General features: G+C 37.5%; 28 protein-coding genes. 23 read left to right on the plus strand and 5 right to left on the minus strand.

Annotation, left to right across the window (positions count from 1 at the left end; genetic code table 11):
* The coding region (locus QZU77_RS05760) for a hypothetical protein (protein WP_295601357.1) at positions 1-248 on the minus strand (248 nt) is incomplete at its 3' end.
* Between the two features lie 121 nt (positions 249-369).
* Here QZU77_RS05760 and QZU77_RS05765 point away from each other — a divergent pair.
* From QZU77_RS05765 to QZU77_RS05780, 5 genes are all read left to right on the plus strand, one after another.
* Positions 370-540, plus strand: coding sequence for a hypothetical protein (locus QZU77_RS05765; protein WP_295601359.1), 171 nt, complete (start codon positions 370-372; stop codon positions 538-540).
* Positions 541-545: 5 nt separating this feature from the next.
* Positions 546-1,343 carry a tetratricopeptide repeat protein gene (locus QZU77_RS05770; RefSeq protein WP_295601362.1) on the plus strand — a complete coding sequence of 266 codons (798 nt, stop codon included), beginning with the start codon at positions 546-548 and terminating at the stop codon, positions 1,341-1,343.
* A 100-nt stretch (positions 1,344-1,443) separates the two neighbouring features.
* Complete coding sequence (locus QZU77_RS05775) at positions 1,444-3,054, plus strand: sodium:solute symporter (RefSeq protein ID WP_295601365.1); 1,611 nt, start codon at positions 1,444-1,446, stop codon at positions 3,052-3,054.
* Positions 3,054-3,167, plus strand: coding sequence for a symporter small accessory protein (locus QZU77_RS10850; protein WP_330047748.1), 114 nt, complete (start codon positions 3,054-3,056; stop codon positions 3,165-3,167). The genes QZU77_RS05775 and QZU77_RS10850 overlap by 1 nt, the downstream gene beginning before the upstream one ends.
* A gap of 194 nt (positions 3,168-3,361) precedes the next feature.
* The gene (locus tag QZU77_RS05780; RefSeq protein ID WP_295601368.1) at positions 3,362-4,954 is read left to right on the plus strand and encodes an AarF/ABC1/UbiB kinase family protein; all 1,593 of its coding nucleotides are present in this window, start codon (positions 3,362-3,364) and stop codon (positions 4,952-4,954) included.
* A 40-nt stretch (positions 4,955-4,994) separates the two neighbouring features.
* On the opposite strand, the gene QZU77_RS05785 is transcribed toward QZU77_RS05780, so the two are convergent.
* Complete coding sequence (locus QZU77_RS05785; RefSeq protein WP_295601371.1) at positions 4,995-6,449, minus strand: pectate lyase-like adhesive domain-containing protein; 1,455 nt, start codon at positions 6,447-6,449, stop codon at positions 4,995-4,997.
* Between the two features lie 138 nt (positions 6,450-6,587).
* On the opposite strand from QZU77_RS05785, the gene QZU77_RS05790 reads away from it, so the two are divergent.
* The 3 genes from QZU77_RS05790 to QZU77_RS05800 all read left to right on the plus strand — a co-directional run bounded on the left by QZU77_RS05790 (position 6,588) and on the right by QZU77_RS05800 (position 10,170).
* On the plus strand, positions 6,588-8,426 hold the full coding sequence (locus QZU77_RS05790) for a YhgE/Pip domain-containing protein (protein WP_295601375.1): 1,839 nt from the start codon (positions 6,588-6,590) through the stop codon (positions 8,424-8,426).
* Between the two features lie 178 nt (positions 8,427-8,604).
* The gene (locus tag QZU77_RS05795; RefSeq protein ID WP_295601378.1) at positions 8,605-9,432 is read left to right on the plus strand and encodes an SDR family oxidoreductase; all 828 of its coding nucleotides are present in this window, start codon (positions 8,605-8,607) and stop codon (positions 9,430-9,432) included.
* A gap of 18 nt (positions 9,433-9,450) precedes the next feature.
* Positions 9,451-10,170, plus strand: a complete 720-nt coding sequence (locus tag QZU77_RS05800; RefSeq protein WP_295601381.1) for a carboxymuconolactone decarboxylase family protein — start codon at positions 9,451-9,453, stop codon at positions 10,168-10,170.
* 13 nt (positions 10,171-10,183) lie between these two features.
* Here the strand turns inward: QZU77_RS05800 and QZU77_RS05805 are convergent, their stop codons facing one another.
* On the minus strand, positions 10,184-10,591 hold the full coding sequence (locus tag QZU77_RS05805; RefSeq protein WP_294998216.1) for a pyridoxamine 5'-phosphate oxidase family protein: 408 nt from the start codon (positions 10,589-10,591) through the stop codon (positions 10,184-10,186).
* Between the two features lie 360 nt (positions 10,592-10,951).
* On the opposite strand from QZU77_RS05805, the gene modA reads away from it, so the two are divergent.
* From modA to QZU77_RS05825, 4 genes are all read left to right on the plus strand, one after another.
* Positions 10,952-11,782, plus strand: a complete 831-nt coding sequence (modA, locus tag QZU77_RS05810; RefSeq protein WP_295601384.1) for a molybdate ABC transporter substrate-binding protein — start codon at positions 10,952-10,954, stop codon at positions 11,780-11,782.
* A gap of 116 nt (positions 11,783-11,898) precedes the next feature.
* Positions 11,899-12,573: a molybdate ABC transporter permease subunit gene (gene modB / locus QZU77_RS05815; protein ID WP_295601387.1), complete on the plus strand. Its 675-nt coding sequence runs from the start codon at positions 11,899-11,901 to the stop codon at positions 12,571-12,573.
* Positions 12,574-12,579: 6 nt separating this feature from the next.
* Positions 12,580-13,617, plus strand: coding sequence for a sulfate/molybdate ABC transporter ATP-binding protein (locus QZU77_RS05820; RefSeq protein ID WP_295601390.1), 1,038 nt, complete (start codon positions 12,580-12,582; stop codon positions 13,615-13,617).
* Between the two features lie 147 nt (positions 13,618-13,764).
* Positions 13,765-13,905, plus strand: a complete 141-nt coding sequence (locus tag QZU77_RS05825) for a hypothetical protein (RefSeq protein WP_295601395.1) — start codon at positions 13,765-13,767, stop codon at positions 13,903-13,905.
* A gap of 24 nt (positions 13,906-13,929) precedes the next feature.
* On the opposite strand, the gene QZU77_RS05830 is transcribed toward QZU77_RS05825, so the two are convergent.
* Both QZU77_RS05830 and QZU77_RS05835 read right to left on the minus strand, forming a co-directional pair.
* Positions 13,930-14,511 carry an N-acetyltransferase gene (locus QZU77_RS05830; RefSeq protein ID WP_295601398.1) on the minus strand — a complete coding sequence of 194 codons (582 nt, stop codon included), beginning with the start codon at positions 14,509-14,511 and terminating at the stop codon, positions 13,930-13,932.
* Positions 14,512-14,622: 111 nt separating this feature from the next.
* Positions 14,623-15,159: a DNA-3-methyladenine glycosylase I gene (locus QZU77_RS05835; RefSeq protein WP_295601401.1), complete on the minus strand. Its 537-nt coding sequence runs from the start codon at positions 15,157-15,159 to the stop codon at positions 14,623-14,625.
* A gap of 392 nt (positions 15,160-15,551) precedes the next feature.
* On the opposite strand from QZU77_RS05835, the gene QZU77_RS05840 reads away from it, so the two are divergent.
* The 11 genes from QZU77_RS05840 to QZU77_RS05890 form a co-directional block, all read left to right on the plus strand.
* The gene (locus tag QZU77_RS05840; RefSeq protein WP_295601404.1) at positions 15,552-16,694 is read left to right on the plus strand and encodes an aldo/keto reductase; all 1,143 of its coding nucleotides are present in this window, start codon (positions 15,552-15,554) and stop codon (positions 16,692-16,694) included.
* Between the two features lie 61 nt (positions 16,695-16,755).
* Entirely contained in the window at positions 16,756-17,106 is a 351-nt protein-coding gene (locus QZU77_RS05845) for a nascent polypeptide-associated complex protein (RefSeq protein ID WP_295601407.1), read from the plus strand.
* Positions 17,107-17,111: 5 nt separating this feature from the next.
* Positions 17,112-17,855, plus strand: coding sequence for a metallophosphoesterase (locus tag QZU77_RS05850; protein WP_295601432.1), 744 nt, complete (start codon positions 17,112-17,114; stop codon positions 17,853-17,855).
* A 70-nt stretch (positions 17,856-17,925) separates the two neighbouring features.
* Positions 17,926-18,951 carry a Zc3h12a-like ribonuclease gene (locus tag QZU77_RS05855; RefSeq protein ID WP_295601410.1) on the plus strand — a complete coding sequence of 342 codons (1,026 nt, stop codon included), beginning with the start codon at positions 17,926-17,928 and terminating at the stop codon, positions 18,949-18,951.
* Positions 18,944-20,146 carry a hypothetical protein gene (locus QZU77_RS05860; RefSeq protein WP_295601412.1) on the plus strand — a complete coding sequence of 401 codons (1,203 nt, stop codon included), beginning with the start codon at positions 18,944-18,946 and terminating at the stop codon, positions 20,144-20,146. The genes QZU77_RS05855 and QZU77_RS05860 overlap by 8 nt, the downstream gene beginning before the upstream one ends.
* 22 nt (positions 20,147-20,168) lie before the next feature.
* On the plus strand, positions 20,169-20,609 hold the full coding sequence (locus QZU77_RS05865) for a hypothetical protein (RefSeq protein ID WP_295601415.1): 441 nt from the start codon (positions 20,169-20,171) through the stop codon (positions 20,607-20,609).
* A 15-nt stretch (positions 20,610-20,624) separates the two neighbouring features.
* Positions 20,625-21,848, plus strand: coding sequence for a bifunctional ornithine acetyltransferase/N-acetylglutamate synthase (gene argJ, locus QZU77_RS05870; RefSeq protein ID WP_295601418.1), 1,224 nt, complete (start codon positions 20,625-20,627; stop codon positions 21,846-21,848).
* A 313-nt stretch (positions 21,849-22,161) separates the two neighbouring features.
* Complete coding sequence (locus tag QZU77_RS05875) at positions 22,162-22,764, plus strand: class I SAM-dependent methyltransferase (RefSeq protein ID WP_295601421.1); 603 nt, start codon at positions 22,162-22,164, stop codon at positions 22,762-22,764.
* 111 nt (positions 22,765-22,875) lie between these two features.
* Positions 22,876-23,463 (plus strand): class I SAM-dependent methyltransferase, encoded by a 588-nt coding sequence (locus QZU77_RS05880; protein WP_295601423.1) that lies wholly within the window; start codon positions 22,876-22,878, stop codon positions 23,461-23,463.
* Positions 23,464-23,467: 4 nt separating this feature from the next.
* The gene (locus QZU77_RS05885; protein ID WP_295601426.1) at positions 23,468-24,178 is read left to right on the plus strand and encodes a 2-C-methyl-D-erythritol 4-phosphate cytidylyltransferase; all 711 of its coding nucleotides are present in this window, start codon (positions 23,468-23,470) and stop codon (positions 24,176-24,178) included.
* Positions 24,171-24,537 (plus strand): alcohol dehydrogenase catalytic domain-containing protein (locus QZU77_RS05890; protein WP_295601429.1); only part of this gene is annotated, 367 nt, incomplete at its 3' end. The genes QZU77_RS05885 and QZU77_RS05890, both read left to right, overlap by 8 nt.

Below are 24,537 nucleotides of genomic sequence, written 5' to 3' on the forward strand. Positions count from 1 at the left end.
AATTTACAGACTTCATCAAAATATCTTTTATATTCAGAGTATTTATTTGATTCTTTCATTTTCTTAAATAATTCTTTAAATTTATTAAAATCAGAATCAGTAACTCTGCTTGATTCAAAGACACCACGTTGTAATTTTCCATGCTTGTTATTCCACAAAGTTTTTACGCCGTCTTTATCTTTTTTCTTAAGCAAGCATTTTCCAATCGTATTTTTTAAAGATTCTTGGATTACTTTATTCTCTTCCATGACAGTAATCCCCCTTTCTTTCATGTATTTGTTAATCAATTGTTTCGCTGGTATTTTTATAGCAAATTTAAGGTTTTAAGGAGTACACATTAATTTAATCTATAAAGAAAGGAGGAATATTATGGCTAAAGGACGAATTGCTCACATAGGTAATAAATTTTATGATATCGGTACTGGAAATAAATCATTTTTACAATTAGCAAAAGATTTGAAAACTTTAGGTATCAAAAATTATTACTTTATGCTTGATAAAGCTTTTTATATGTTGTTTGATAGTAGTTTAACTTGGTGATAAATATGAATGACTTAATTGAAAAAGGTAAAGTCGAGTTTGAAAATGAAAATTATCAGGAAGCGTTAGGCTATTTCAACCAGGTCAGTGAAGACGACAGGTACTACAGGTATGCCCAACTGTTCAAGGCGAACTGCCTGATGGAATTGAATGAGTATCAGGATTCTTTAGATGTTGTCAACTCACTGATTTCCACTGAACCTTACCATAAGCTTGCATGGTTCAACAAGGCATTGTGTCATGTTTTGCTAAAGCAGGAAAGGGAAGCATACGATACATTGGATAATCTTTTGCGCATTATTGACATGGATGACAAGTATGACTTGGTTTTCATGGCCAAACTGTATAAGCTATTGGGGGATCATGACAATGCCTTGAAGTATTGTGATGCTGCATTGGAGATTGATGAGTACTTCAGGGATGCATTGTATGAGAAGTCATTTGCCGCTTTAAGAGTCAAGGATGATGCCGTGATAAGGGATGTTTCAGACAAGCTTCATGAGATTTCAAATGATGAATTGGTAAGGCTGGTGCCTGTTTTTCTGCTCAAGCTATTCTCCAAGGATTATAGGGGATGCAGGGACTTGATTGTAAATTCGGACAAGGGGGATTTGGATGATGAGCATGTTGATATTCTTAAGGCGGCAGTCTATAAACAGGTATGCGATGACTTGTGCATCAACCTTTTGATTGTAAACGGCAAGGACCTCTCCATTGACGATGCATTGGATGCAGTGCTTGAATTTGTTGAAAATGGCAAGGACAACGGTGAAATCGGCAAGGTTCAATACTTCATAATATAATGTACAAAAAAGTACATCAATGTATCAATAGTAATATTTATTAAGTATCTTAATTAAAAGATAATAATGTAAAAATTGTTTAATTTAGAGGTATTTTAATATGGACGTTATGATCTTGGCAATAATATTTATTGTTTACATATTTGCTCTAGTATTCGTAGGATACTATGCATACAAAAAAACCAATTCCTCTGAAGACTTTATGATTGCGGGTAAAGACACACACCCATTCATCATGGCAATGAGTTATGGTGCTACATTCATATCAACGGCAGCAATCGTAGGTTTCGGTGGAGTCGCAGGGCAATATGGAATGAGTGTATTATGGCTGGCATTTTTAAATATTATTATTGGTGTATTTATCGCATTCGTATTTTTAGGAAAAAGAACTCGCCGTATGGGTCACGCATTGGAATCTCTGACATTCCCTGAATTCTTGGGAAAACGTTTCGACTCCAAATTCATCCATTACGCATCAGGATTAATCATATTCTGTGCAATGCCACTATATGCGGCAGTGGTATTAATCGGTGCAGCAAGATTTTTGGAATCATCCCTACTGATTAATTTCAGCATAGCACTATTGATATTGTCAATAATTATCACATTCTATGTGCTTTTCGGAGGAATCCGTGGAGTGATGTATACAGATGCGCTCCAGGGAACAATCATGGTAGTGGCAATGGTGTTCCTTCTCGTATTCGTATATTGGATACTTGGTGGAGTCGACACAGCTAACACTGCACTGACAAGCATGGGCAACTTATACCCTGCAGATGCCATGGCAACGGGAGGAACGGGTTGGACATCATTCCCTGAGTTTGGAACACCGTTCTGGTGGTCACTTGTATCCTCAACATTGATCGGTGTAGGTATAGGGGTTCTCGCACAGCCTTCATTGATTGTAAGATTCATGACAGTTAAATCAGACAAAGAACTCAACAGGTCTGTTTTAATCGGCGGAATATTCATTGCAATCATGCCAACAACCGCATATATCGTAGGATCACTTTCAAACGTATACTTCTTTGACAAGCTGGGTAAGATCGCAGTGGATGTGGTTGGAGGAAACATCGACAAGATTATTCCGACATTCATCACAATGGCCCTGCCTGAATGGTTCGTGTACATATTCCTACTGTCCCTGATTGCAGCTGCAATGTCAACAATATCCTCACAACTGCACACTCAGGGTACAGCATTCGGTGTGGACATTTATGGTACAATAAGGGAAAAATCCAAACAAAAACTCGACCAGGTAAGCATTTCAAGAGTGGGAATTCTGATTGCTATTATCTTGGCACTGGTCATGGCATTCATGCTTCCTGGAAGTGTAGTTGCACTCGGAACAAGCCTGTTCTTTGAAATCTGTGCAGCGGCATTCCTGCCTGTATTTTTAGGAGCACTATACTGGAAAGGAATCACAAGGCTCGGGGCAATTGCAGGAATACTTTCCGGAACATTCGTCAGTCTGTTCTGGTTGATATTTGTATTCAAAAAGACTGCTGTGGGACTTGGATTATGTAAATTCATACTTGGTGTGGAAACAATTCTTCCAGCAGCTCCATGGCCGTTCATTGATGTGATGCTCATAGCAGTGCCGGTATCTGCAATATTCACAATCGTTGTAAGTTTACTCACCAAACCTCCGGCAGAAGAGGTCATCGATAAGGCATTTTCAAACATTGACAAAAAAGGAAGTGATGCATAATGATGATTTTAGGAATAGAAGACCCATTGATTTGGGGAGTTTATGTTGGAATTATATTGTCAACACTTCTCTGTATCGTATATGGTATAGTAAACTGGAATAAGGGAGATTAAAATCCTTTATTTACCTTCTTTTTTTTATTTTAAATTAGTCAATTTTTTTCAAAAAGTATTTTATCCAACGTTAACAAACATTCATTTTAGTGATGTGAACAAATAATTTTTTCTTTGCTCAATTGCAGAATATGATACATTGAATATAATTCGTTTGAATCGTATAACAGTTAAAGATTATTTAAGTGATAAATATGGATAAGGAAACAAAAGAACGTTTGAGAGAAATCAGAGCAGCTATAAAAAAATATGGCTTCCATGAAATCTTGGGTCAAACCGCTAAAAGTAAAATTCGAAAAAGCGATGAGGAACAATCTATTCTATTGTTGGATGATGATATTCCGGTTAAATTAAGATTGATGCTTCAGGAATTGGGAACCACTTTCATTAAACTGGGTCAGTTATTGAGTACAAGGCCGGACATTGTTGGTGAAGAAATTGCAAATGAACTGGCTAATCTGCAGGATGACAATCCTGCCATAACATATGAACAGGTCAAAGCAATTGTTGAAGAGGAACTTGATGGAAATATTGAAGACTTGTTTGAAGACTTTTCACAAACACATTTGGCAACTGCTTCAATAGGTCAGGTTCATGAAGCCAGGCTGTTGACCGGTGAGCGTGTTGCAGTTAAAGTTCAAAAAGAGGGCATCACAGATAAAATCGACCTTGACTTAAGAATAATGAAATATGTGGCCAATCATGCGGATAAATTCAATTCCAACCTCAGAAAATTAAACTTGCCGGGAATCATGGAGGAATTTGACCGTTCAATTCACAAGGAAATCGATTACAATAATGAATTCATGAATATGCAACGCATTGAACTGAACTTTGAGGATAATCCCTACATACACATTCCTGCCACTTATTCCAAGTATTGCTCATCAAAGGTGCTGACAATGGAATTCATTGACGGAACAAAACTGAATGACGTGTATGAAAGCAAGGGCAATGAATTCGATAAGAAATTCATAGCAAGAAATGTTCTTGATTCATATCTCCAGCAACTCTTCATCGACGGGTTTTTCCATGGAGACCCTCATCCAGGAAACATTATGATTCTTGAGGATAATGTATTGTGCTATCTTGATTTGGGAATGATGGGATTTTTTGATGAGGAATTCAAAAGGAATCTTTCTGAACTGATGCTGCTATTCACCGACCAGGACATTGATGGATTGATCAATCAGTTGATGTATATGGACATCCTTGATTATGACATTGACACAAGACCATTGAAAAGGGATTTGAATGACCTGTTTGGAAGATATTTCGGTGTTGAGCTTAACCGCTTTGACGGAGTTTTGGAGGAACTGCTTAATCTCATGCAGGACTACGGAGTAATCCTTCCAAATGAATTCGTCACAATGGCAAGAGGCCTTTCCATGGTTGAAGCAATTGCACACAATTTGGACCCTCAAATCGATGTTTTCGCATCAATCAAACCGATTGCAAAACAAATCGCCAGACAGAGGGTTAACCCTAGACAGTATTTAAAAGGCAAGAAAAGTAATTTGATTCTCTATCAGCACATGATTCAGGCATTGCCAAAGCTTCTAACAAGAACAATCTATAAAATCGATAATGAGGAACTGCAATTTAAGTTTGAAGTTGACATTACAGATAAGGTGTCAATAATAGCGTTGATATCAGCACTTATTGTAGGCTCATCAGTTGTTTCTTTTGGGCCAAGGATATTTGACATACCGGTGATTTCTTTAATAGGTTTTGTGATGGCCATAATATTGGGTATAATTGGTATGAGGAAATTTGTGTTGAAATAGAAATTATGAAAAATTATTTTTTTCATAATCATCTATTCAATTATTTTTTTACTTTAGCGGTTTTTTTAACACTTAATTTAGAGTATTTTGCTTGATAGGATACTTTTTTACCCACTTTAAGTTTTTTAAGCACACTTTTTTTAATGGTCACCTTTGCAATTCCCTTCTTGTTGGTTTTTGCCTTGTAAGTTTTTCCCTTGAATTTGAAAGTGACTTTTTTACCTTTAATTAATGTTTTGCCTTTTGTAAGCTTTGCAGTTAAAACAAGTTTTTTTGCTGATTTTTTAACTTTCACTGTTTTTAAGGTTAATTTCAGATAGTTAAATACACATTTGGAAGTGGTTCCTCCGTAGATGTCTCTGCCCGTCGGTGCCTTGTTGTTTTCAAATGTACATTTCACAGCTTTTGCACAGTGGACTTTATCCGAACTGGATGTTCTAAATCCGTATATCGCACCTCCTCTGCTTGCAGTGTTTTTGGCAAATGTTGATGTTTGGATTAAATTATCATAATATTTTGTTTCAGAAACCCATTTTCCGTTTTTATCGTAATGTCCTGTGGATCCATGGCATTTAAAGTAGACCGCACCACCATACTTTGGGGCCTGATTTCCTGTGAATTTGGAATTTTTAATATACAGGTTTTTATCCGCAAATACTGCTCCACCATTTTCCCCTGCCTTATTGGATGTGAATGTGGATGATGCAATGTCGATATTTGCAAAGGCGTATATTGCTCCGCCGCCACGGCCTTTGGCAACATTGTTTTTAAACTCGCAATTGCTTACCTTATCCTTTAGGAAGTTTAAGGTTGCATTAACTCCTATATTATTTAAGAAGCCTAATCTTTCATCAATGATCCTGTCTGGAAATTCGTTATAATAAAATTTGAATGAGCTGTCAAAGGATAATGTGAACAATGCTCCTCCATCTCCTCCTGCAGTGTTCTTATTGAAATTGGAATTTTTGCAGTCAAGGTATCCCAGTGAGTTGATTGCTCCTCCACAGTAACGTGCATAGTTGTTTGTGAAAGTACATTTGTCAACTGTCAACCCTGCAAAGTTAAGCACTGCTCCACCATAGTAATCAGTATGGCCATTTATAAAATTAATATTCTTCAGGGTTACTTTATTTTCTTTTTGTAAACTGAATAGAATCATGAAAATCCTGGATTGGGATTTGCCGTTGAGGGTATGTCCTTTCCCGTCAATGGTCAAGTCTTTAGATATTGTGATTCCGCTTTTCTTGAATCCTTCATCATAGGTATAATCTCGGTCTAAAGTAATTGTTGAGCCTTCTGAAGCATTATTGATTTTATCTTGAAGTGATGAGAAAGTTCCATCATCTGAAACCGCAAGCGTATCTTGTGGAGTTTCATTCGCTTCAATTACTTGAATTTCATCGCTGCTTGCTAACGTGTCATTCACATCGCTTGCGCTGACGCATGCAATGCTGAATAAAATGACTGTTAGAAATAGTAAAATCTTTAATTTCATATGAGACATCCGTTATTTTAATTAATAGTTATTATGTTTTAAAACATATAAAAATGTTTTATGAGTTTTTTAGATTACATAATATTTATTATTGAATAAAAATATAAATCATTAACAAAGGATAGGATGAGGTATCAAATGGCTGGAAGAAATTTAGGAAACATTGTTGAAATCATTAAAAAAGATTTCAAATCAGCATTTTCCAATCCAATCGTAACAATTGTTTTAATTGGAATTATAATTTTACCTTCTCTTTATGCTCTTTTAAACATTCAGGCATGCTGGGATCCTTATGGAAACACTGGTGATGTGCCGTTCGCTATTGCAAACTTGGATAAGGGAGCAACTTTTGAGGATGAAAAGATTAATGTTGGGGATGCACTTGTTAAGGACTTGAAAAATAATGACAAGTTTAAATGGACGTTTGTAACTGAAGATGAACTGAGGGATGGAGTTTACAAGGGTGAGTATTATGCAGGTATTGTAATACCCAAAAACCTGAGTAAAAACGTCATTTCCATAACGGGAGATGATCCGAAACAGGCAAAACTGGAGTATGTTGTTAATGTTAAGGCTAATCCTGTAGCTGCAAAGTTAACTGATTCTGGTTCTAATGCTGTTTACAATGCTTTGAACGCTAAAATTATTGAAATCATTAACCTTGCGGCCTATGGCAAGCTTGGTGAATTGCAGGAAGGTCTTGCTTCAGGCGCAAGTCAGATGGCCAGCGGTGGAAGCCAACTTCAATCCGGCGCATCGCAGGTGTCATCAGGAGCATCTCAGGTGTCTTCCGGTGCAGACCAGGTCAAGGACGGTTCCAGTCAGGTCAAGGATGGGGCAAGCCAGGTTAAAGATGGAGTATCCAGCGTTGAGAATGGGGCAGAACAGGTTAAACAAGGTTCAACTGATGTTAAAAACGGTGCAAGTCAGGTTGAACAAGGTTCTGAAGAGATTCAGGCTGCAGTTGACCCATCATTAATCCCGGAAGGTCCTGTGAAAGAATATGTTGAAGGCAATGTCAAGCTTGCAAACGGAAGCGGTGAAGTCGCAAGCGGTGCAAGTAAGCTGGCTGACGGTTCAGTGGAGCTTGCTGAAGGTTCAACAAAATTGGCTAAAGGTTCCGGTGAAGTTGCAAATGGAGCCAGCCAACTGGCTGACGGTTCAGTGGAGCTTGCTGATGGTTCAATGGCCCTTGCAGCAGGTGCAGAATTGCTTGGTAATTCAGCAGCACAGGCATTATTCACAGCAGCAGGTTCACTTGGAGCATCTGCTGATGCCCTTGGACAACTCACAGGAATCAATGAAACAATTCTTGGAGACTATTTCTACTCTCCGGTTAAACTTGACAGGCATGAGATATTCTCAGTGCCGGATTATGGGTCAGATGTGTCTCCGTTCTATCTTGTATTGTCCATGTGGGTTGGCGCATTAATCACTTGTGCAATGCTGAAGCCAGGTGTTGCTAAAGGAACAAAATACTCTCCTCTTGAAATGTACTTTGGAAAATTGTCCATTTTCGTCATATTAAGTATTTTACAAGTTTGTGTGACAATTATTGGGTCATTTATCCTGGGAATCTACATTGCCAATGTGCCGTTGTTTATCTTCTCGGCACTTCTTGTATCAGTAGTGTTCATGATACTTATGTATTCGCTGGTCTCCGCATTGGGAGAGGTCGGAAAGGCGATAGCTGTTGTGCTTCTGGTTATTCAGATATCAGGTACCGGTGGTGTCTATCCTGTTCAGATTATGGGGGACTTTTTCAAGCTCATGAATCCTTACCTTCCGATGACGTATGCAATCACATTGATACGTGAAGCGCAACTTGGGCTGGTTTGGTCTAATTATTTGCCGGCATTAGTTATTCTTTTGGCAATAGGTATAGTTACCGTTGTTGTTTTACTGATTGTAAAAGATAAGGCTGATTCGGCTGCTCATTACTTTGAAAAACGTCTCGAAGATAGTGAACTGTTTTAGAAGTTGTCATTCAACTTCTTTAATTTATTTTTTTTTTTGACGTTTGGCTGTTGATTTTTGCTATTTTTTCTGTTTTAATATATAAAGGAAACGTATGTTTTGGTAAATAACATGCGTAACATCATGATTATTGTTGCAAATAGCAACATTTATTAATTCATAAGACAAACATATGATTATGAAGGATGTAGTGTTATTAACAGGGGCCGGCCAAATAGGAATGGCCATTGCAAGAAGAATTGGACATGGCAAAAAAATAGTGATTGGCGATAAGAACATTCAAAACGCTGAAAGCATTGCAAAAACAATGACTGAAGCTGGTTTCGATGTTGAAACTGTTGAATGCGATATCTCCTCAAGGGATTCAATTAGAAACATAATTGAAGTTGCACAAGGCTATGGTGAAATTGCCTATTTCATTAATGCAGCAGGAGTCTCCCCCTCACAGGCTCCAATAGAAACCATTCTTAAAGTCGACTTGTACGGAACAGCAGTATTGCTTGAGGAAGTTGGAAAGGTAATTAAAGAAAATGGTGTTGGAGTGACAATTTCCTCCCAATCAGGACATAGGATGAAGCAATTGGGGGCTAAAATAGATGAAGAACTTGCAACAACACCAACAGAAGAATTACTTAATCTTGAAGTTCTCCAACCGGAAAACATCGACGATACTCTGCATGCATATCAGCTGGCCAAAAGATGCAACGTCAAAAGGGTGATGTATGAAGCATGCAGGTGGGGTGAGAAGGGAGCCAGAATCAACTCAATATCTCCAGGAATAATCGTCACTCCACTTGCAATTGACGAGTTCAATGGTCCTAGAGGCGACTTCTACAAGAACATGTTTACAAACTGCCCGTCCGGAAGACCCGGCACTGCCGATGAGGTTGCAAACGTTGCAGAACTGTTGATGAGTGACAAGGGAGCATTCATCACCGGAAGTGACATACTGGCTGACGGCGGCGCAACTGCATCATATTTCTATGGTAAATTAAGACCTGAATAAATTATTTTAAGTGATTATATGAGAGAGTTATTTGAAAATTTCGAAAGAATAGAGAAAAACGACCCTGAGTTTCACGAACTGTTTGAAAACTTCGCATATGATGAAGTGTATCAGTACTCCACTTTGGATGAAAAGGAATCTGTTTTAGTGACTTTGGCATCACTTATTGCATGCCAGTCTCCAAAGGCTTTTAAAAAGATATTATTGTCTGCAATCAATAAGTACATTACTCCTGAAGAGGTTAAGGAATTGCTTTACCAATCAGTACCATATGTTGGTTTTGGACGTGCACATAACTTCTTCGGTGTAGTCATTAAGGTATTCGATAAAAAGGGAATCGACTTGCCGTTATCTCCAAGATCAAATACTAATGCAGAAGATAGGTATGAAAAAGGATTGGATATTCAGAATAGATATTTTGGTAAGGAGTTTATTCAGGCAATGAAAGAGGCCCGACCTGAAGGCCAGAAGCATTTTGACAATTTCCTTGAGGGATATTGTTTCGGTGACTTCTACACCCGTGACGGATTGAACGATCAGCAACGGGAACTGATTACATTCACTTTCATCGCAACTTTAGGCGGATGTGAAAATCAGTTAAGGGGCCATACCCAAGGCAATTTAAGTGTTGGCAATGATAAGGAAAAGTTAGTATCAGTAATTACCATTATATTGCCTTATATTGGGTTTCCAAGATCTTTTAATGCTTTGGCAATAATTAATGAAATTTGTGATTAAGGGAGATTTTCCCTTAATACTTGAATTCATAGGTTTCTTCTACTTCCATCATGTTCCTGATTTCTGCTGTGGCGTTGTCTAGGAAAAATATTCCCATTTCAAAGCCGTTTGCCTTGTATACTTCAGCTATTTCGGGCATCATTTCAAATGCCTTTTCCACTATTTCCTCGTTTTTGCTTAAGTCAGCTGTTCCGAAGTATCTGAGGAAGTGTTCGCCGTCCCATGCTGCAATTTCAACGTTTGGATTTGCTTCCATTTGTTTGTACACATCCTTGTAGGTTCCAACGCCGAAGTAAATTTTGTCACCGTCCAATAGGTGGAACCCTAACGGCCTTACTTTTGGCTTGTCTCCGTCTACGGTTGCAAGGTAGAATTCTTCTGCTTTGGTTAATATTTCATCTACTTTTTCAATATTTGACATTTCATCACCTTATTTCTAATATTGTTGTTTAATGTTATATAAAATTTACATCCATTTTTGTTTAATTTTGATTATTGATTGTTTTTAGGGGGAGTGGTCGATGTGAAATCATATACATCGATATGAAAATATTTATATATCAATATTGTTAAAATTATAATTACTAATCAGGATACTTAAAATTTATGTATGATTTGTGATGGATATGGAAAAATATATTATATTTTCTGACATTGTTCATATGAAAATTCTCTCAGTTTCACACATGAGAGGCAATGTGCAATATGCATTTATCTGCAAATCTTTAATTGCCGTATTTAATGATGCCGATTAGTATTATCAATTAAAAGGAGAAAAACCATGAAATCTAATAAAATATTAATCATTGCTTTAATAGCTCTTATTATAGCAGTCGTTAGTGTAGGTTCAGTTTCCGCAGGTTTATTTGACTTTTTAGGAGGAAATTCCAATTCTACTGACACTAGTCTAGATGGAAAAGAAGTCAACCTCGCAGCAGCTGCAAGTTTAAAAAACGTTTACGATGAAAAACTAATCCCAATGTTTCAAGAAAAATACCCTGGAGCAAAAGTAACACCAACCTATGCTTCAAGTGGGGATTTGCAAACCCAGATTGAAAACGGTTTAGAAACAGATGTATTCATGTCAGCAGCCAACAAACAAATGAATGCATTAGCAGAAAAAGGATTAATAGACAATAATACCAATCTTCAATTCTTGGAAAACAAGGTAGTATTAATCGTGCCTGCCGATTCCAACTCCAACATCTCATCATTCGATGACCTGAAAAATGTTGAAGGAAACATCGCTATCGGAGACCCTGAATCCGTGCCTGCAGGACAATACGCACAAGAAGTATTAAACAACACCGGAATCTGGGATGATGTTGAATCCAAATTATCATTAGGTACTGATGTAACTGCAGTATTAAACCAAGTAGCTCAAGGATCTGCTGAATGTGGTATTGTATACGCAACTGACGCTAAATCCACCGATGATGTTAAAGTCATCTGTGAAGCTCCAGATGATGCATTAAAAACCCCAGTTATTTATCCTGTAGCTGCAATTAAAGATGCAAAAGATGCAGACGCTGCACAAAAATTCCTTGACTTCTTACAAACCAAAGAAGCTAAGGACGTATTCGTGGAATATGGTTTCACCATCCATGAATAGATTTTAAACAATATAATGTTCATGTGAATATTTAATAATGTTGAATGAGATAATATATTTAGCATTAAAAATATTCATATGAATCAATTCATTTTTTTTTAAAGGAGAAAAAATACATGGTAGACTGGTCCCCAATTTTCATTTCAATGAAAACAGCAAGCTTATCAATTTTCATAACTTTTTTTGTCGGCTTGGTTGTTGCATGGGGATTAATAAAGATTAAAAACGACACAACAAAAATAGTGCTTGACGGAATCTTCACACTACCAATAGTATTGCCTCCAACAGTAGTGGGATTCTTTTTACTATACATTTTCGGAGTAAGGGGTCCAATCGGAAGCTTTTTTGTGGAATTCTTTGCATATAAGATTGCATTCTCATGGCCAGCTACAGTCATTGCGGCAGTAGTCATGTCTTTCCCTCTAATGTACAGGTCCGCAAGGGGAGCATTCGAGCAGGTCGACTCCAACCTACTGGATGCCGGACGCACATTAGGAATGTCCGAATGGAATATCTTCTGGAAAATCCTGTTTGCAAACGCATTGCCTGGAATAATCAGCGGAGGGATACTTGCCTTTGCAAGAGGCCTTGGTGAATTCGGTGCAACAGCCATGCTTGCAGGTAACATTGCAGGGCAAACCAGAACACTCCCGATGGCGGTTTACTCGGAAGTGGCTGCAGGAAACATGGGGGATGCCTTTAATTATGTAATATTCATCGTAATCATATCATTCATAGCCATTTTCATCATGGATTACGTTACAATACGCAAGGAAAAACAATGGAGATAATAAAGCATGAGCAGTAAATTATTAAAAGTGGATATCCATAAGAAACTCAAGGAATTCGACTTGGATGTTGATTTTGAATTGGAAAAAGGCTGCTTAGGCATACTTGGCCCATCCGGTTGCGGTAAGAGCATGACCTTGAAATCCATTGCAGGCATAGTGGACCCGGACAAGGGAATTATAAGCTTGGACATGGGTGGAGAAACCACTTACTTCGATTCTGATAATAAAGTCAATATGAAACCCCAAAAAAGAAACGTGGGATACCTCTTCCAGAATTACGCATTGTTTCCCAACATGACCGTTGAGGAAAACGTAGGCATCGGTTTGGGTAAAAATCACGACGGAACAAAAGTCACAGAGATGATTAAGCGTTTCCACCTTGAAGGATTGGAGAAAAGATATCCTAGGCAATTGTCTGGAGGCCAACAGCAAAGAGTGGCATTGGCGCGCATATTGGCATACGGGCCTGATGTGTTATTGTTGGATGAGCCTTTCAGTGCCATGGATGCAATTCTTAAGGAACAGTTGCGTATAGAACTTGTCAATCTCCTGAGGTATTTTGATGGCTTGTCAGTTCTCGTCACTCATGACCGTGACGAGGCATTCCAGTTCTGTGACGAGCTGATAATATTGGATCAGGGCAAAATCATTGCGAAAGGAAAAACATATGATCTGTTTGAAAATCCAAAGAAAGTCAAGATAGCCAAGCTTACAGGCTGTAAGAACATTTCCAAAATCGAGATTATAGATGACTATCACTTAAAGGCACTTGAATGGGGAATTGAACTGGAAGTGGCAGAAAAAATATCCTCAAACATCACTCACATTGGAATAAGGGCTCATGATTTCTCACCAGCCCAAAATGATGATGTGAATGTGTTCAGTGCGGCCAACTCAAAGAAACTGGAAATGCCATTTGAATGGGAGATAACCTTGGGCAACGGTTTGTGGTGGAAGGTTGAAAAGCAGATTAGGGATCATGAATTTGAGATTCCCGAGTATCTGACAGTTGACCCGAAAAACATAATCCTGCTGGAAGACTAATTTATTTAAACTATTGTCATGTTTAATCATTTATTCGATAATTATTTAAACGAAAAAATTCTATATTTAAATAATGGTTGGGTGAGCACATTTTAAAATGAGTATAAAATTTTCTCATATTTGAAAAATTTTAAGGATGTGTTAAATATGGCTAAACCTATTAGTCCTTCACCGGTAATAGAAGGTGAAGATGCAATTGAAATAATTAAAAATATGAATAAAGCCCCAAGTGATGAATATAAAGAATTGGCTAAAGAAATTAAATCTCAAAGATTTGTTCCATTTTAGGACTTTCTATTTATGTTTTTATTTTTATTTTAATTCTTTTAAATCTAAATAAAGATAAAAAGTTCTTGTAGGGTCTTGTTTTTTTATAACGTTAATTTTTTTTAGTGTTTTTTCATCACTTTTTAAGTTTTTAAATTTGTTGTGAGTAACATAAAATTTAAATGCTGAGGCATACCCATCTACAGACACGAATCTTAACCCCACATTATTTTCTGAAATTTTTAGGATATTGGCTAAAACACTTCTTAAAAAATATGTTCCTAAACCATTTCCAGCATATTTTCTATCAATTGCAAATCTACCAATTTTGATTGCAGGGACAGGGTTATTTTCAGAAACATTCAATTTACCTTTAATTTTTTCTTTTTCAAGTTCGTCCCTTAATAATTTTAATTTCATAGTGTCTGTCAGCAAGGAGACAAAACCAATTATCTCTCCATCGCAGGTGATTAGTTTTGTAAGGTTCAGTTTCTCCTCTTGTTGCTTGAGGGCATCCTTTTTCAAAAATTCATTCAAGTCATCAGAGTCACATTCAAAATTGCTTAAATCATGCTCTTCTGTCAGGGTTTCAAATATGTAATTATTTTTAATGTATTCAATTTCCATAATCATACATTAAATCAAATAATATTTAAAACTACGTACAAAATTAATTTAATATTGATTTTAACTCATTATTATTCGTTTTGACATCACTATTGTATTGGGCTTGCAATTTCAGTATCTGAAACAATGTTCCTGATGGTTGTCAATCACTCCAATTGACTCCAAATATGAGTAGATTATTGTTGGACCGACGAATTTCATTCCACGTTTTTTCAAATCCTTTGAAATGGTTTTGGACAACTCAGATTCTGTTAAAAATTCTGCCTTTATTATTTCACCATCAGTGAAACCCCAAATGTATTCATCGAAACTGCCGAATTCATCCTGAATCTCAATAAAGACTTGGGCATTGTTGATGGCTGATGTGATCTTGCCCTTATGCCTGATTATGCCTTCATTTGAGCGCAGTTCCTCAACCTTGTCATCCTCATAATTAGCGACTTTCACAACATCAAACCCGTCAAAGGCCTTTCGGAAGTTTTCACGCTTCTTAAGTATTGTAATCCAGGACAGTCCCGCCTGGAAGGATTCCAAGACAAGCATTTCAAACAATTCTCTATCGTCATGAGTCGGCACGCCCCATTCATCATCATGGTACTTAATGTAAGTCTCATCGCTTCCTGCCCAAGTACATCTCTGTTTAGTCATAAAAATAATTATTATAAATTTAGTTTAAATATATTTTCAATCGACCTCTTCCATTTTCTATTTTATTGAACAGTGAAACAAAAAATAATTATAATGATTAACTATAAACTAAATATTAAATCAATCGATTTAATTTAACGAAAAAGATCATGATGAAATTATTCACAAAAAGACTGCATTATTAATGGTAAGCAATTGTTCGGAAAATATATACATATGCCTGAAATAAGGAATAATGAGGTTCAAATAAAAATAAATAATATTTCTAATTTTATTTTATTTTTACTGCTTTTGGTAACTGAAGAATAATTTAATAAACAATGATAATATTATTACATATTCAATGAAATATGTCATGAATTATATCAAAAGGAAAAAGAGGAGATTGAAAGATGGCGCAATTAGGTTTTGGGATGATGAGACTCCCAGTATTGGATGAAAATGATCAGACAAGCATTGATTTAGAACATGTAACAAAGATGGTGGACACTTACATGGAAAGCGGATTCAACTACTTTGACACAGCATTCGTATACCATGAAGGCGTTGGCGAATCAACATTCAAAAAGACAGTCACCGACAGGTATCCGAGGGATTCCTTCAAGATTGCAACAAAACTGCCGTTGTTCGTAATCACAGAGGAATCACAACTGGAACCGATATTCGCTCAGCAATTGGAAAACTGCGGTGTTGACTACTTTGACTATTTCATGCTGCACAATGTAAGTGGATTAACAGAAAACGCATGGAAAAACGTTGACTTATACTCATTCATAGAACAGAAAAAGCAAGAGGGAAAAATTAAGCACATTGGAATATCCACTCACGGTGACGCCGAGTTTCTTGAGGAAATCCTATTCGACCACCCTGAACTGGAATTTGTCCTTCTGCAAATAAACTATATGGACTGGGAGGATGAAGGAATACAATCCAAGAAATGCTGGGAAGTTGCAAGGAAATACAATAAGAAAATAATGATCATGGAACCATACAAGGGAGGATTTTTAGCTGACGTGCCTGAAGAGGCGGAAAAAATCATGAAGGAATACAATCCTGACAAATCCGTTGTTTCATGGGCAATGAGATTCGTTGCTAACCTTGAAGATGTCGAGGTTGTCCTAACTGGTTCAAGCACTCTCGAGCAGCTTGAAAGCAACATTCATGAATTCAAAAATGCGGACCCGTTGAATGATGAGGAACTGGAAATCCTGAAGGATGTGGGCGAAATCATCAACAGCAACATCACAGTTGACTGTACAAAATGCAGATACTGCGTGGATGCATGCACTGAAAACATTGACATCGCAAAGGTATTCGACTTGTACAATAAGCATCAGATGCTTGAAGATGAGGATTGGACACCGTTCGGAAATGCCTATTTGAATTATTCAAAACTTCCTGATGTTGGAATAGCTTCAGACTGCATAGAATGTGAGGCATGCATTGATGAATGCCCGCAGGGCATCAATATTCCTGACGTATTAAAGGATGTTGCAGAAGCATTTGAAACTGAAGTCAACGGATTCCAAAATTAAGTAACTTTTAATAATATTAATAATATATTTATAAATAGTTAGTTTATATAAGAGGATTATTATGATACCTGGCATGAATAAAAAGCAAATGAAGCAGATGGAAAGACAAATGAAAAAAATGGGCATGAAGATGGAAGACCTTCCAGGAGCATTAGAAGTAATCATCCGTTTTGAAGATAAAGAATTAATCATCGACGAGCCTAGCGTAAGTTTAATGAATGTGATGGGTCAGGAAACCTATCAGATTGAAGGTAAAGCTCGTGAAGTGGAAGTTGAATACGAGATTGAAATCCCAGACGAAGACGTTGAAATGGTGGCAAACACCGCCAGCGTAAGTGAAGAAGAAGCAAGAGCAGCTCTTGAAGAATGCAAAGGCGATTTGGCAGAAGCTATCATGAAATTAAACCAATAGATATCATGACCTTAATTGCACATATTTCCGATTTGCACGTTTCAGTTGCCGACTTCGACGAAGACATCTTCATGAAGGCCGTAAATGAAATCAACAATTTAAATCCGGACATGATCATCCTAACCGGAGATTTAACCGACCACGGTTACTATAATGAATTTGAGCAAGTAACAAGATACTTGACATTGTTCGAGGCACCATTATTTGCAGTTCCGGGAAACCATGATGCCCGTAACCTAGGATACCAAACATTCGAGGAATTGGTTGGTGAGAGAAGCTGGAAATTGACAATGGATGAGGATTTCACAGTGATAGGACTTGACAGCAGCTCACCTGATGAGGACAAGGGACATATCGGAACACCGCAGCACATGTGGCTTGAGCATCAATTGGATGAATGTGTAATTAATGAAAACTGTTCCATTGTTGCATTGCACCATCACATAGTGCCGATCCCTCAAACAGGACGTGAACGCAATGTTTTGTCCGATGCAGGTGACATATTAAAGACATTAACCACTCATGAAGTGGATTTGGTGCTGTCAGGCCACAAGCATGTTCCAAACATCTGGAAATTAAATAATACTGTAATCGTTAATGCAGGATCATTATGCTCCACTAAACTCAGGGGGAAAAATAAGAATTCATATAATGTCTATAACATTACTGATAGTGAAATCGAAATATTCCTCAATGAGGTTGATGGTGAGAAATTCTTATTCGGAAAGTATCCAAGGAATATTATATAAATTAAGTTTAAATATTGAATAGAATAAATATATTATACTGAATCAAATTATTGTTTTTTTAGGTGATATTATGAAAGTTGTTGTAGATGCTTCTAATGTAGCTCATCATAGAAAAAATGAAAATGGGCAACCACAAATGTCAAATATTCTCGCTGCTGTAAAAGCATTAGAAGAAAGTGAAGATGAATTTGTAATTATTGCCGATGCATCCCTACGTCACGACATTGACGATAAGGAGAAGTTCTTAAAATTGCTGGAAAGTGAAAACGTAGAGGAAGTTCCAGCAGGAAACGATGCAGACCATTTCATATTAGACATTGCTACACGAGAAAGAGCAAAAATATTATCCAATGATAAATTCAGAGATTATGCTGCCGAATTCAGAAACATTGCATCTATGAGAATCCCATTCATCATTGACAATGGCAGATTAACATTCGGTAAACCGAAAAAACCTAAAAAAGATAAAAACGTCCTTCAACATATTTGCGATGAAATAATCAAGGAATTGAACTTCAAGAAATGGGAAATCTACACAGGCAAGGAAGGATTGGAGATTTCCCCATTGAACATTGCAAAACAAGCCATCATACGTATCGACAATGAGAATAATGCCGAATCAAAATTGGAAAACATTTTTGCAAAAATTCCAATGTTCAATAAAATTGTGGAAATGGTTGATGATGTTGAAATCGCCGCTCCATACGTAATTTTTGTATTGGTTCATCCTAAAGATTATAAGATAGCTGTAAAAAATGCAGGTAACATTTCAGTTACCGTTGCAGACAGATTAGGTCTTGAAAAGAAACCTTTAATTGCAGTTCGTAATGACTTATTCACAAAACCAGGCACATTTGAATTGAATATCCTGTTGGCTGATGAGGTAACCCAATCAGCACCATACAATGTTTTAGTCCGCGTAAGCGAACATGATGAAGTGTTCATTAAAAAGAACTCAAGAAACATTGCAAGTACCATAGCTGGAAGATTAGGATCATGGAAATTCCCATTCGTATCAGTGAAACCTGACATGCTATTGGAAAAACCAGGACAGTTCGAAATAGAATTGGAGAAGGGAAGTGGCCTAGATGACTAGTGGATTAACAAAGTCATTCATCAAACTTACAACAAAACTCAACCCCATTGCCGTGGGAACAAAGTTTTTTCCAACCAATTCACTTGAAACAGAATATGTAGAGTTATTCAATTACACTCAAACCATTCTATTTGAACTGGAAAAAGCTGAAATAACCTCAGATACAATCCTGCAGAATCTCGTTCGTGACGTCGGTGCGGAGAACCTTCCAAAAGACTACACTTTCCATGAATTAAAGCCTGCAGAAAATAAGATTGAGGAATATGCATTGGTAAGTAACATCATCATGGGAAGCGACCGTTACTTCTACATTGAACTGCCACATCCATCCCGCTTAATCGACATTTTCGTTAAAATCATTCAAAATGAAAAAGGAGAAATAGTGGAAAAAACAGCCACTGAGCTTGTTGCAAGAATGCTGAGTAAAAACGATGCGATAAGAGTGGCTATTGAATTGATAGGAATCGGTTTGTCCGAAGGAGTTCAAGTAATATCCGCTGTTGGAATGACCGGTGCGGCTTCAATCGAAAGAGCAATCCATTACACTCAAAATGTCGGCAGTTTTCCAGGAATTGCATTCACTAAATTGGGCGGTGAATATGCATTGGTATTCGATTCACCATTCCAGCTTAAGGAATCAAGGCCTGTTGACTTGGAAAATTATCTGTTCATTGATTTAATCGATTCAACCAAATTCATTAACAAGAACGGCAGGAACCAGTTAGTTGATTTAATGACTGGAATTAAGAATTTCATCGAAACAGAATGTGATGGAGAGCTTGAAGGCTATCGTGAAGGTGGGGATGATTTCATTGCAAGATTCCCATCAAAAGACCTGGCCATACGTGCAGGTTTGGATGCTGCATGGTTTGCATTGGATAACGGTGCAAAGATTAGGGCAGGAATTGGAAGAAGTAGACGTGAAGCCGGTGAAAGAGCTCAAATGGTTGATGATTTGGATTCAACTTCACCCTTGTCATTGGTTATCTTTGAACTGGCCAATGGACTGTATGCATATAATATACCTTCCGAATTTACAAGGACATTGATCAATTTGGTTGAAAACGAGAAGGCTAAGCTAATTGGAGTGTTTGCATTCGTATTCATATTCGCTTACCTAATGTCCATTTTAGGTTTGGGAATGTTTAGTTTTATCGGAGTTATATTGGCACTAGTTTACGCGCTAGTGGCTTAATTAAATTATAAAGAGTAAAAATATGAGACGAAATAAAGATGATAAGAGAGTTTTAAGATCAGGCAATGGTCGCAAACCCAATTCTAGGCAAAAAAATAGGAATAATCGTAAATTATTGCCTAGAAGGCCTATGAGTAATAATGCTCCATCTTATCCTAGGAATTATGGAAATCCTAGAAATCCAAGGAATCCTAGACGTAAAAAGAAGTCTAGTGGAAAACTTGTTTTAGTCATGATTGTTGCATTGGTGGCTTTCGTAATAGGTGCAGGAATCGGTGTTTCATTAAGCTTTGAAGAAAACACAGTGGATGAAGGTCCTCATTACGAGAATGTTACCAAGGAAATGACATCTAACTTGAATAGTACTGAAGATGTTTATTTTGATAAGACAACTGATGGTGTGGATTATAATCAGAATGAAACTTCACAGTTGGATGTAAAGTATCAGTATAGTGATAATTAGCTTTTTGTGATATTTATGGATTTTATTAAAGAACTTGATGGTGGATTTTCAGTCATTGAAAATCTTAAAGTATCAGGGGCTCGCGAAGGCAAATTCGGCGTAACAGTTATCGTGTCACCGAACAGTACTGCCTCAGCGGTTTTCACTTCCAACAAGGTTGTTGCAGCTCCTGTTAAGTACACTAAAAATATGCTTAAGAATGGTATTGTTTCAGCGGTCTTCGTCAACAGCGGCAATGCTAACTGCTTTACCGGCGATCAAGGATTCAAAGACTGTGAAACCTTGGTTGATTTAATATCCAAGGATTTGAAAATACCTTCTGATGAAATAGCTATTGCATCAACCGGTGTTATCGGCCGTGAAATGCCGATTGACACAATTTCAAAGGTCGCTTATGAATCATTGTCCAAATTGGGTGACGAGCCTGAAAATTCCCTGGCAGCCGCCAAGGCAATAATGACCACTGACACCTTCCCGAAGGAATGTGCAGTTGAAGTCACATTAAACAATGGCGAAACAGTTAGAATTGCAGGAATCACTAAAGGCAGTGGTATGATTGCACCTAATATGGGAACAATGCTGTCATTCATAGTTACTGATGCGGTTATTCCCGCAGATGAGATTAAAAAAGCATTGAAAAAGGCAGCCAACATCAGCTTCAACATGATTGTTGTCGACGGTGATGAGAGCACTAACGATACTTGTCTTATGATGGCTAACGGAGCATCCGGTGTCGATGTAGTCAATAACGGGGAACTGGATTCCAACTTCCAGGAAGCATTGAACTACCTGTGCATTGATTTGGCTAAGAAAATGGCTCGTGATGGTGAAGGAGCCACTAAATTCATTGAAGCAAATGTTTACAATGCCAAGACAGATGATGATGCAAGGCTTGCTGCAAAATCCATTATCTCATCAAGCCTGTTCAAGTCAGCAGTATTCGGAGGAGACCCGAATTGGGGAAGAATAGTTTCAGCTATCGGATACTCAGGCTGTGATTTGAACCCTGATATAGTGACCATTTCTATCGCTGATGATGTTGATGATGTGGATCTTGTAAAGAATGGTGAAATCCTTGCATTCGAAGACACCCCATATCTTGAAAGGGCGGAAAAAATCATGCAGTCCAAAAATGTAACCGTAAACATTGACATGGATTTGGGTGAAGGTGAGGCTACCGCTTGGGGTTGTGATTTAACCTATGATTATGTGAAAATCAATGCGGAATACACCACTTAAAGAAAACCTTTAAATATCTTGAAAACAAATATTTTTTTGTTATAGATTTAATTCTAATTTTGTAATGATAAAATTTTAAGGAGGGGAAAATATGGCAAAAGTTAAAGGAACTAACAGAAGAACCAGACAAAAAAGAAGTTATACTAAACCTGGTAGTAAAAGAGGAAGAGGAGTAAAACAAACTTGGAAAAAATAATCCTCTTATAACTTTTTTTTCTTATTTTTAACTATTTTTTAACTGTTGTGCATCATTCATCATATTGAAAATTATTATATACTATTTTTTAAAGAACTATTAACTAGGTGATAAAATATGATGGAACCAGAAAACGGTCACAGGGCTCATGGATTTTCAAGCGCATTCTTCCTGGATTCAGATGAGATAATTCAGGAATTGGACTTGAAAGGCGATGAGACATTCATGGATGCTGGTTGCGGTGATGGTCACAATGCAATCAAGGTATTGGAAGATTACAATCATAAAGGCACTGTATATGCAGTGGATGTATATGATGCCTCAATCGAGGACATGGACAAGTATAAGAAAAAGAACAATGTTGAAAATCTGGTAAACATTGAAGCCGACATTACCGAGGGCATTCCCGGAGTCGACGACGAATCCATTGATGTGGTGTTGATGGTTAACGTATTCCACGGATTCAAGGCATCAAGAAAAATGGATGAGGCAGTGGATGAGCTTGCAAGAATAGTTAAAAAAGACGGTAAAATAGCAATTATGGATTACAAGCCATGGGACGTTCCGAAAGGACCTCCAACACAATTCAGATCCTCACCTGAAGACCTTGAAAAATTGTTCAACAATCATGGCCTTAAAATGACTTACCTCAATGAGGAAATCGGTGAAGATATTCCTGAGGGCAAATCCCACTTTTTAATAATGTTTGGGAAAAACTAATTTTTTAAATCATTAACGGAGTTGTTAAAACTCCCAAGCTTTCATTTTTGAAAATTATTATATACTATTTTTTAAAGATAATAATCTATAAGATATTTTTTGGTGAAAACAATGGAACATAAGCATCATGGAAAATCAAGCGAGAAATTTTTAGACTCTCATGAAATATTGTCCGAATTGAATCTGGCCGGCAGCGAAACTTTTATGGATGCCGGATGCGGTGACGGTTATATTTCAAAAAAAGCCATTGAAGAATTCCTTCCAGAGGGCAAGGTTTATGCAGTGGATGTTTATGATGAGGCAATCGCTGAGCTGGAGGAATATAAGGAAAAGAATCATATTTCCAATTTAATCAGCATTTGTGCTGATCTTGCTTGTGAAATCCCTGACGTCAACGATGAATCCGTTGATGTCATATTGATGATTAACGTGTTCCATGGATTCAAGGCATCTGATGAGATGGATGAAGTTGTTTTGAATTTAAGGAAACTCTTGAAAAATGGGGGCAAATTCGCCATTGTTGAGTTTAAGCCAATAGAGATGCAGTTCGGACCTCCACTTGAAATAAGATGTTCTCATGCTGAACTTGAAAACTTATTTGAAAAGCATGGGTTTAGAAAAGTGCATTTGAACGTTGAAATAGGTGAGGATGTTGCGGAAGGCAAGTCTCACTTCATGATAATATTTGAAAAGGAGTAATTTTATGATTTTTGCAGCAATCCTGGCAGGGGGAATAGGTTCTAGAATGGGAGGCACAGACACTCCAAAGCAATTCCTGACACTAGGAAACAAGCCTGTCATTATACACACTATCGAGAAATTCGTCATTAACGAGAATATTGACATGACTATCGTTTTGACACCTAAAAACTTCATCAACCATACTAAGAACTTGATTGATGAATACATTGGAGGCAATGATGACATCGTTGTTATTGAGGGCGGAGAGACTAGAAACGATACCTTGATGAACAGCATCAATTACATTGATGAGAATTATGGCATTGATGATGAGTCAATCATCCTCACACATGACTCAGTTCGCCCATTCGTGACCCATAGGATTATTGCGGACAATATTGATGCCGCAAGAAAATACGGGGCCTGCGACACTGTAATTCCGGCAACCGACACAATCGTTGAAAGCGTCAATGGCGAGACCATTGAAAGCATCCCCGTGAGGGACTATTATTACCAAGGCCAAACGCCACAGAGCTTCAATATAAAGAAACTTTATAATTTAATCAACAGTTTAACCGAAGCTGAAACCAATATACTGACAGATGCATGCAAGATCTTCACACTTAAGGAGGGGGATGTACATCTGGTCAGGGGTGAAGTGACAAACATTAAAATCACATACCCATACGACCTGAAACTAGCCAACACAATCCTAGATGATAATCATGATTAACATTGTATACCGATTGAAATCCCCGAAATTCTTCGAAGAGGCAATTGACGAAATAGAACTGGACGGGGTAATCGTAAGGCCAACCCATTTGTCAATCTGTCAAGCGGACCAAAGATACTACCAGGGGTCAAGGCCGGCCGAAGTGCTTGAGAAAAAACTCCCGATGGCGCTGATCCATGAAGGGATAGGGGAAGTTGTGTTTGACAAAACCAATGAATTCAAGGCCGGAGACAAGGTGGTCATGATACCGAACACTCCAACTGAGGAGGATGTCTGCAGAGCCAACTACTCCTACAAATCAAGATTCAGGGGAAGCGGATTCGACGGATTCACATCAGACCTGATAAAGATGGAACCGG

Source organism: uncultured Methanobrevibacter sp. (genome assembly GCF_902774605.1).
Classification (GTDB): domain Archaea; phylum Methanobacteriota; class Methanobacteria; order Methanobacteriales; family Methanobacteriaceae; genus Methanocatella.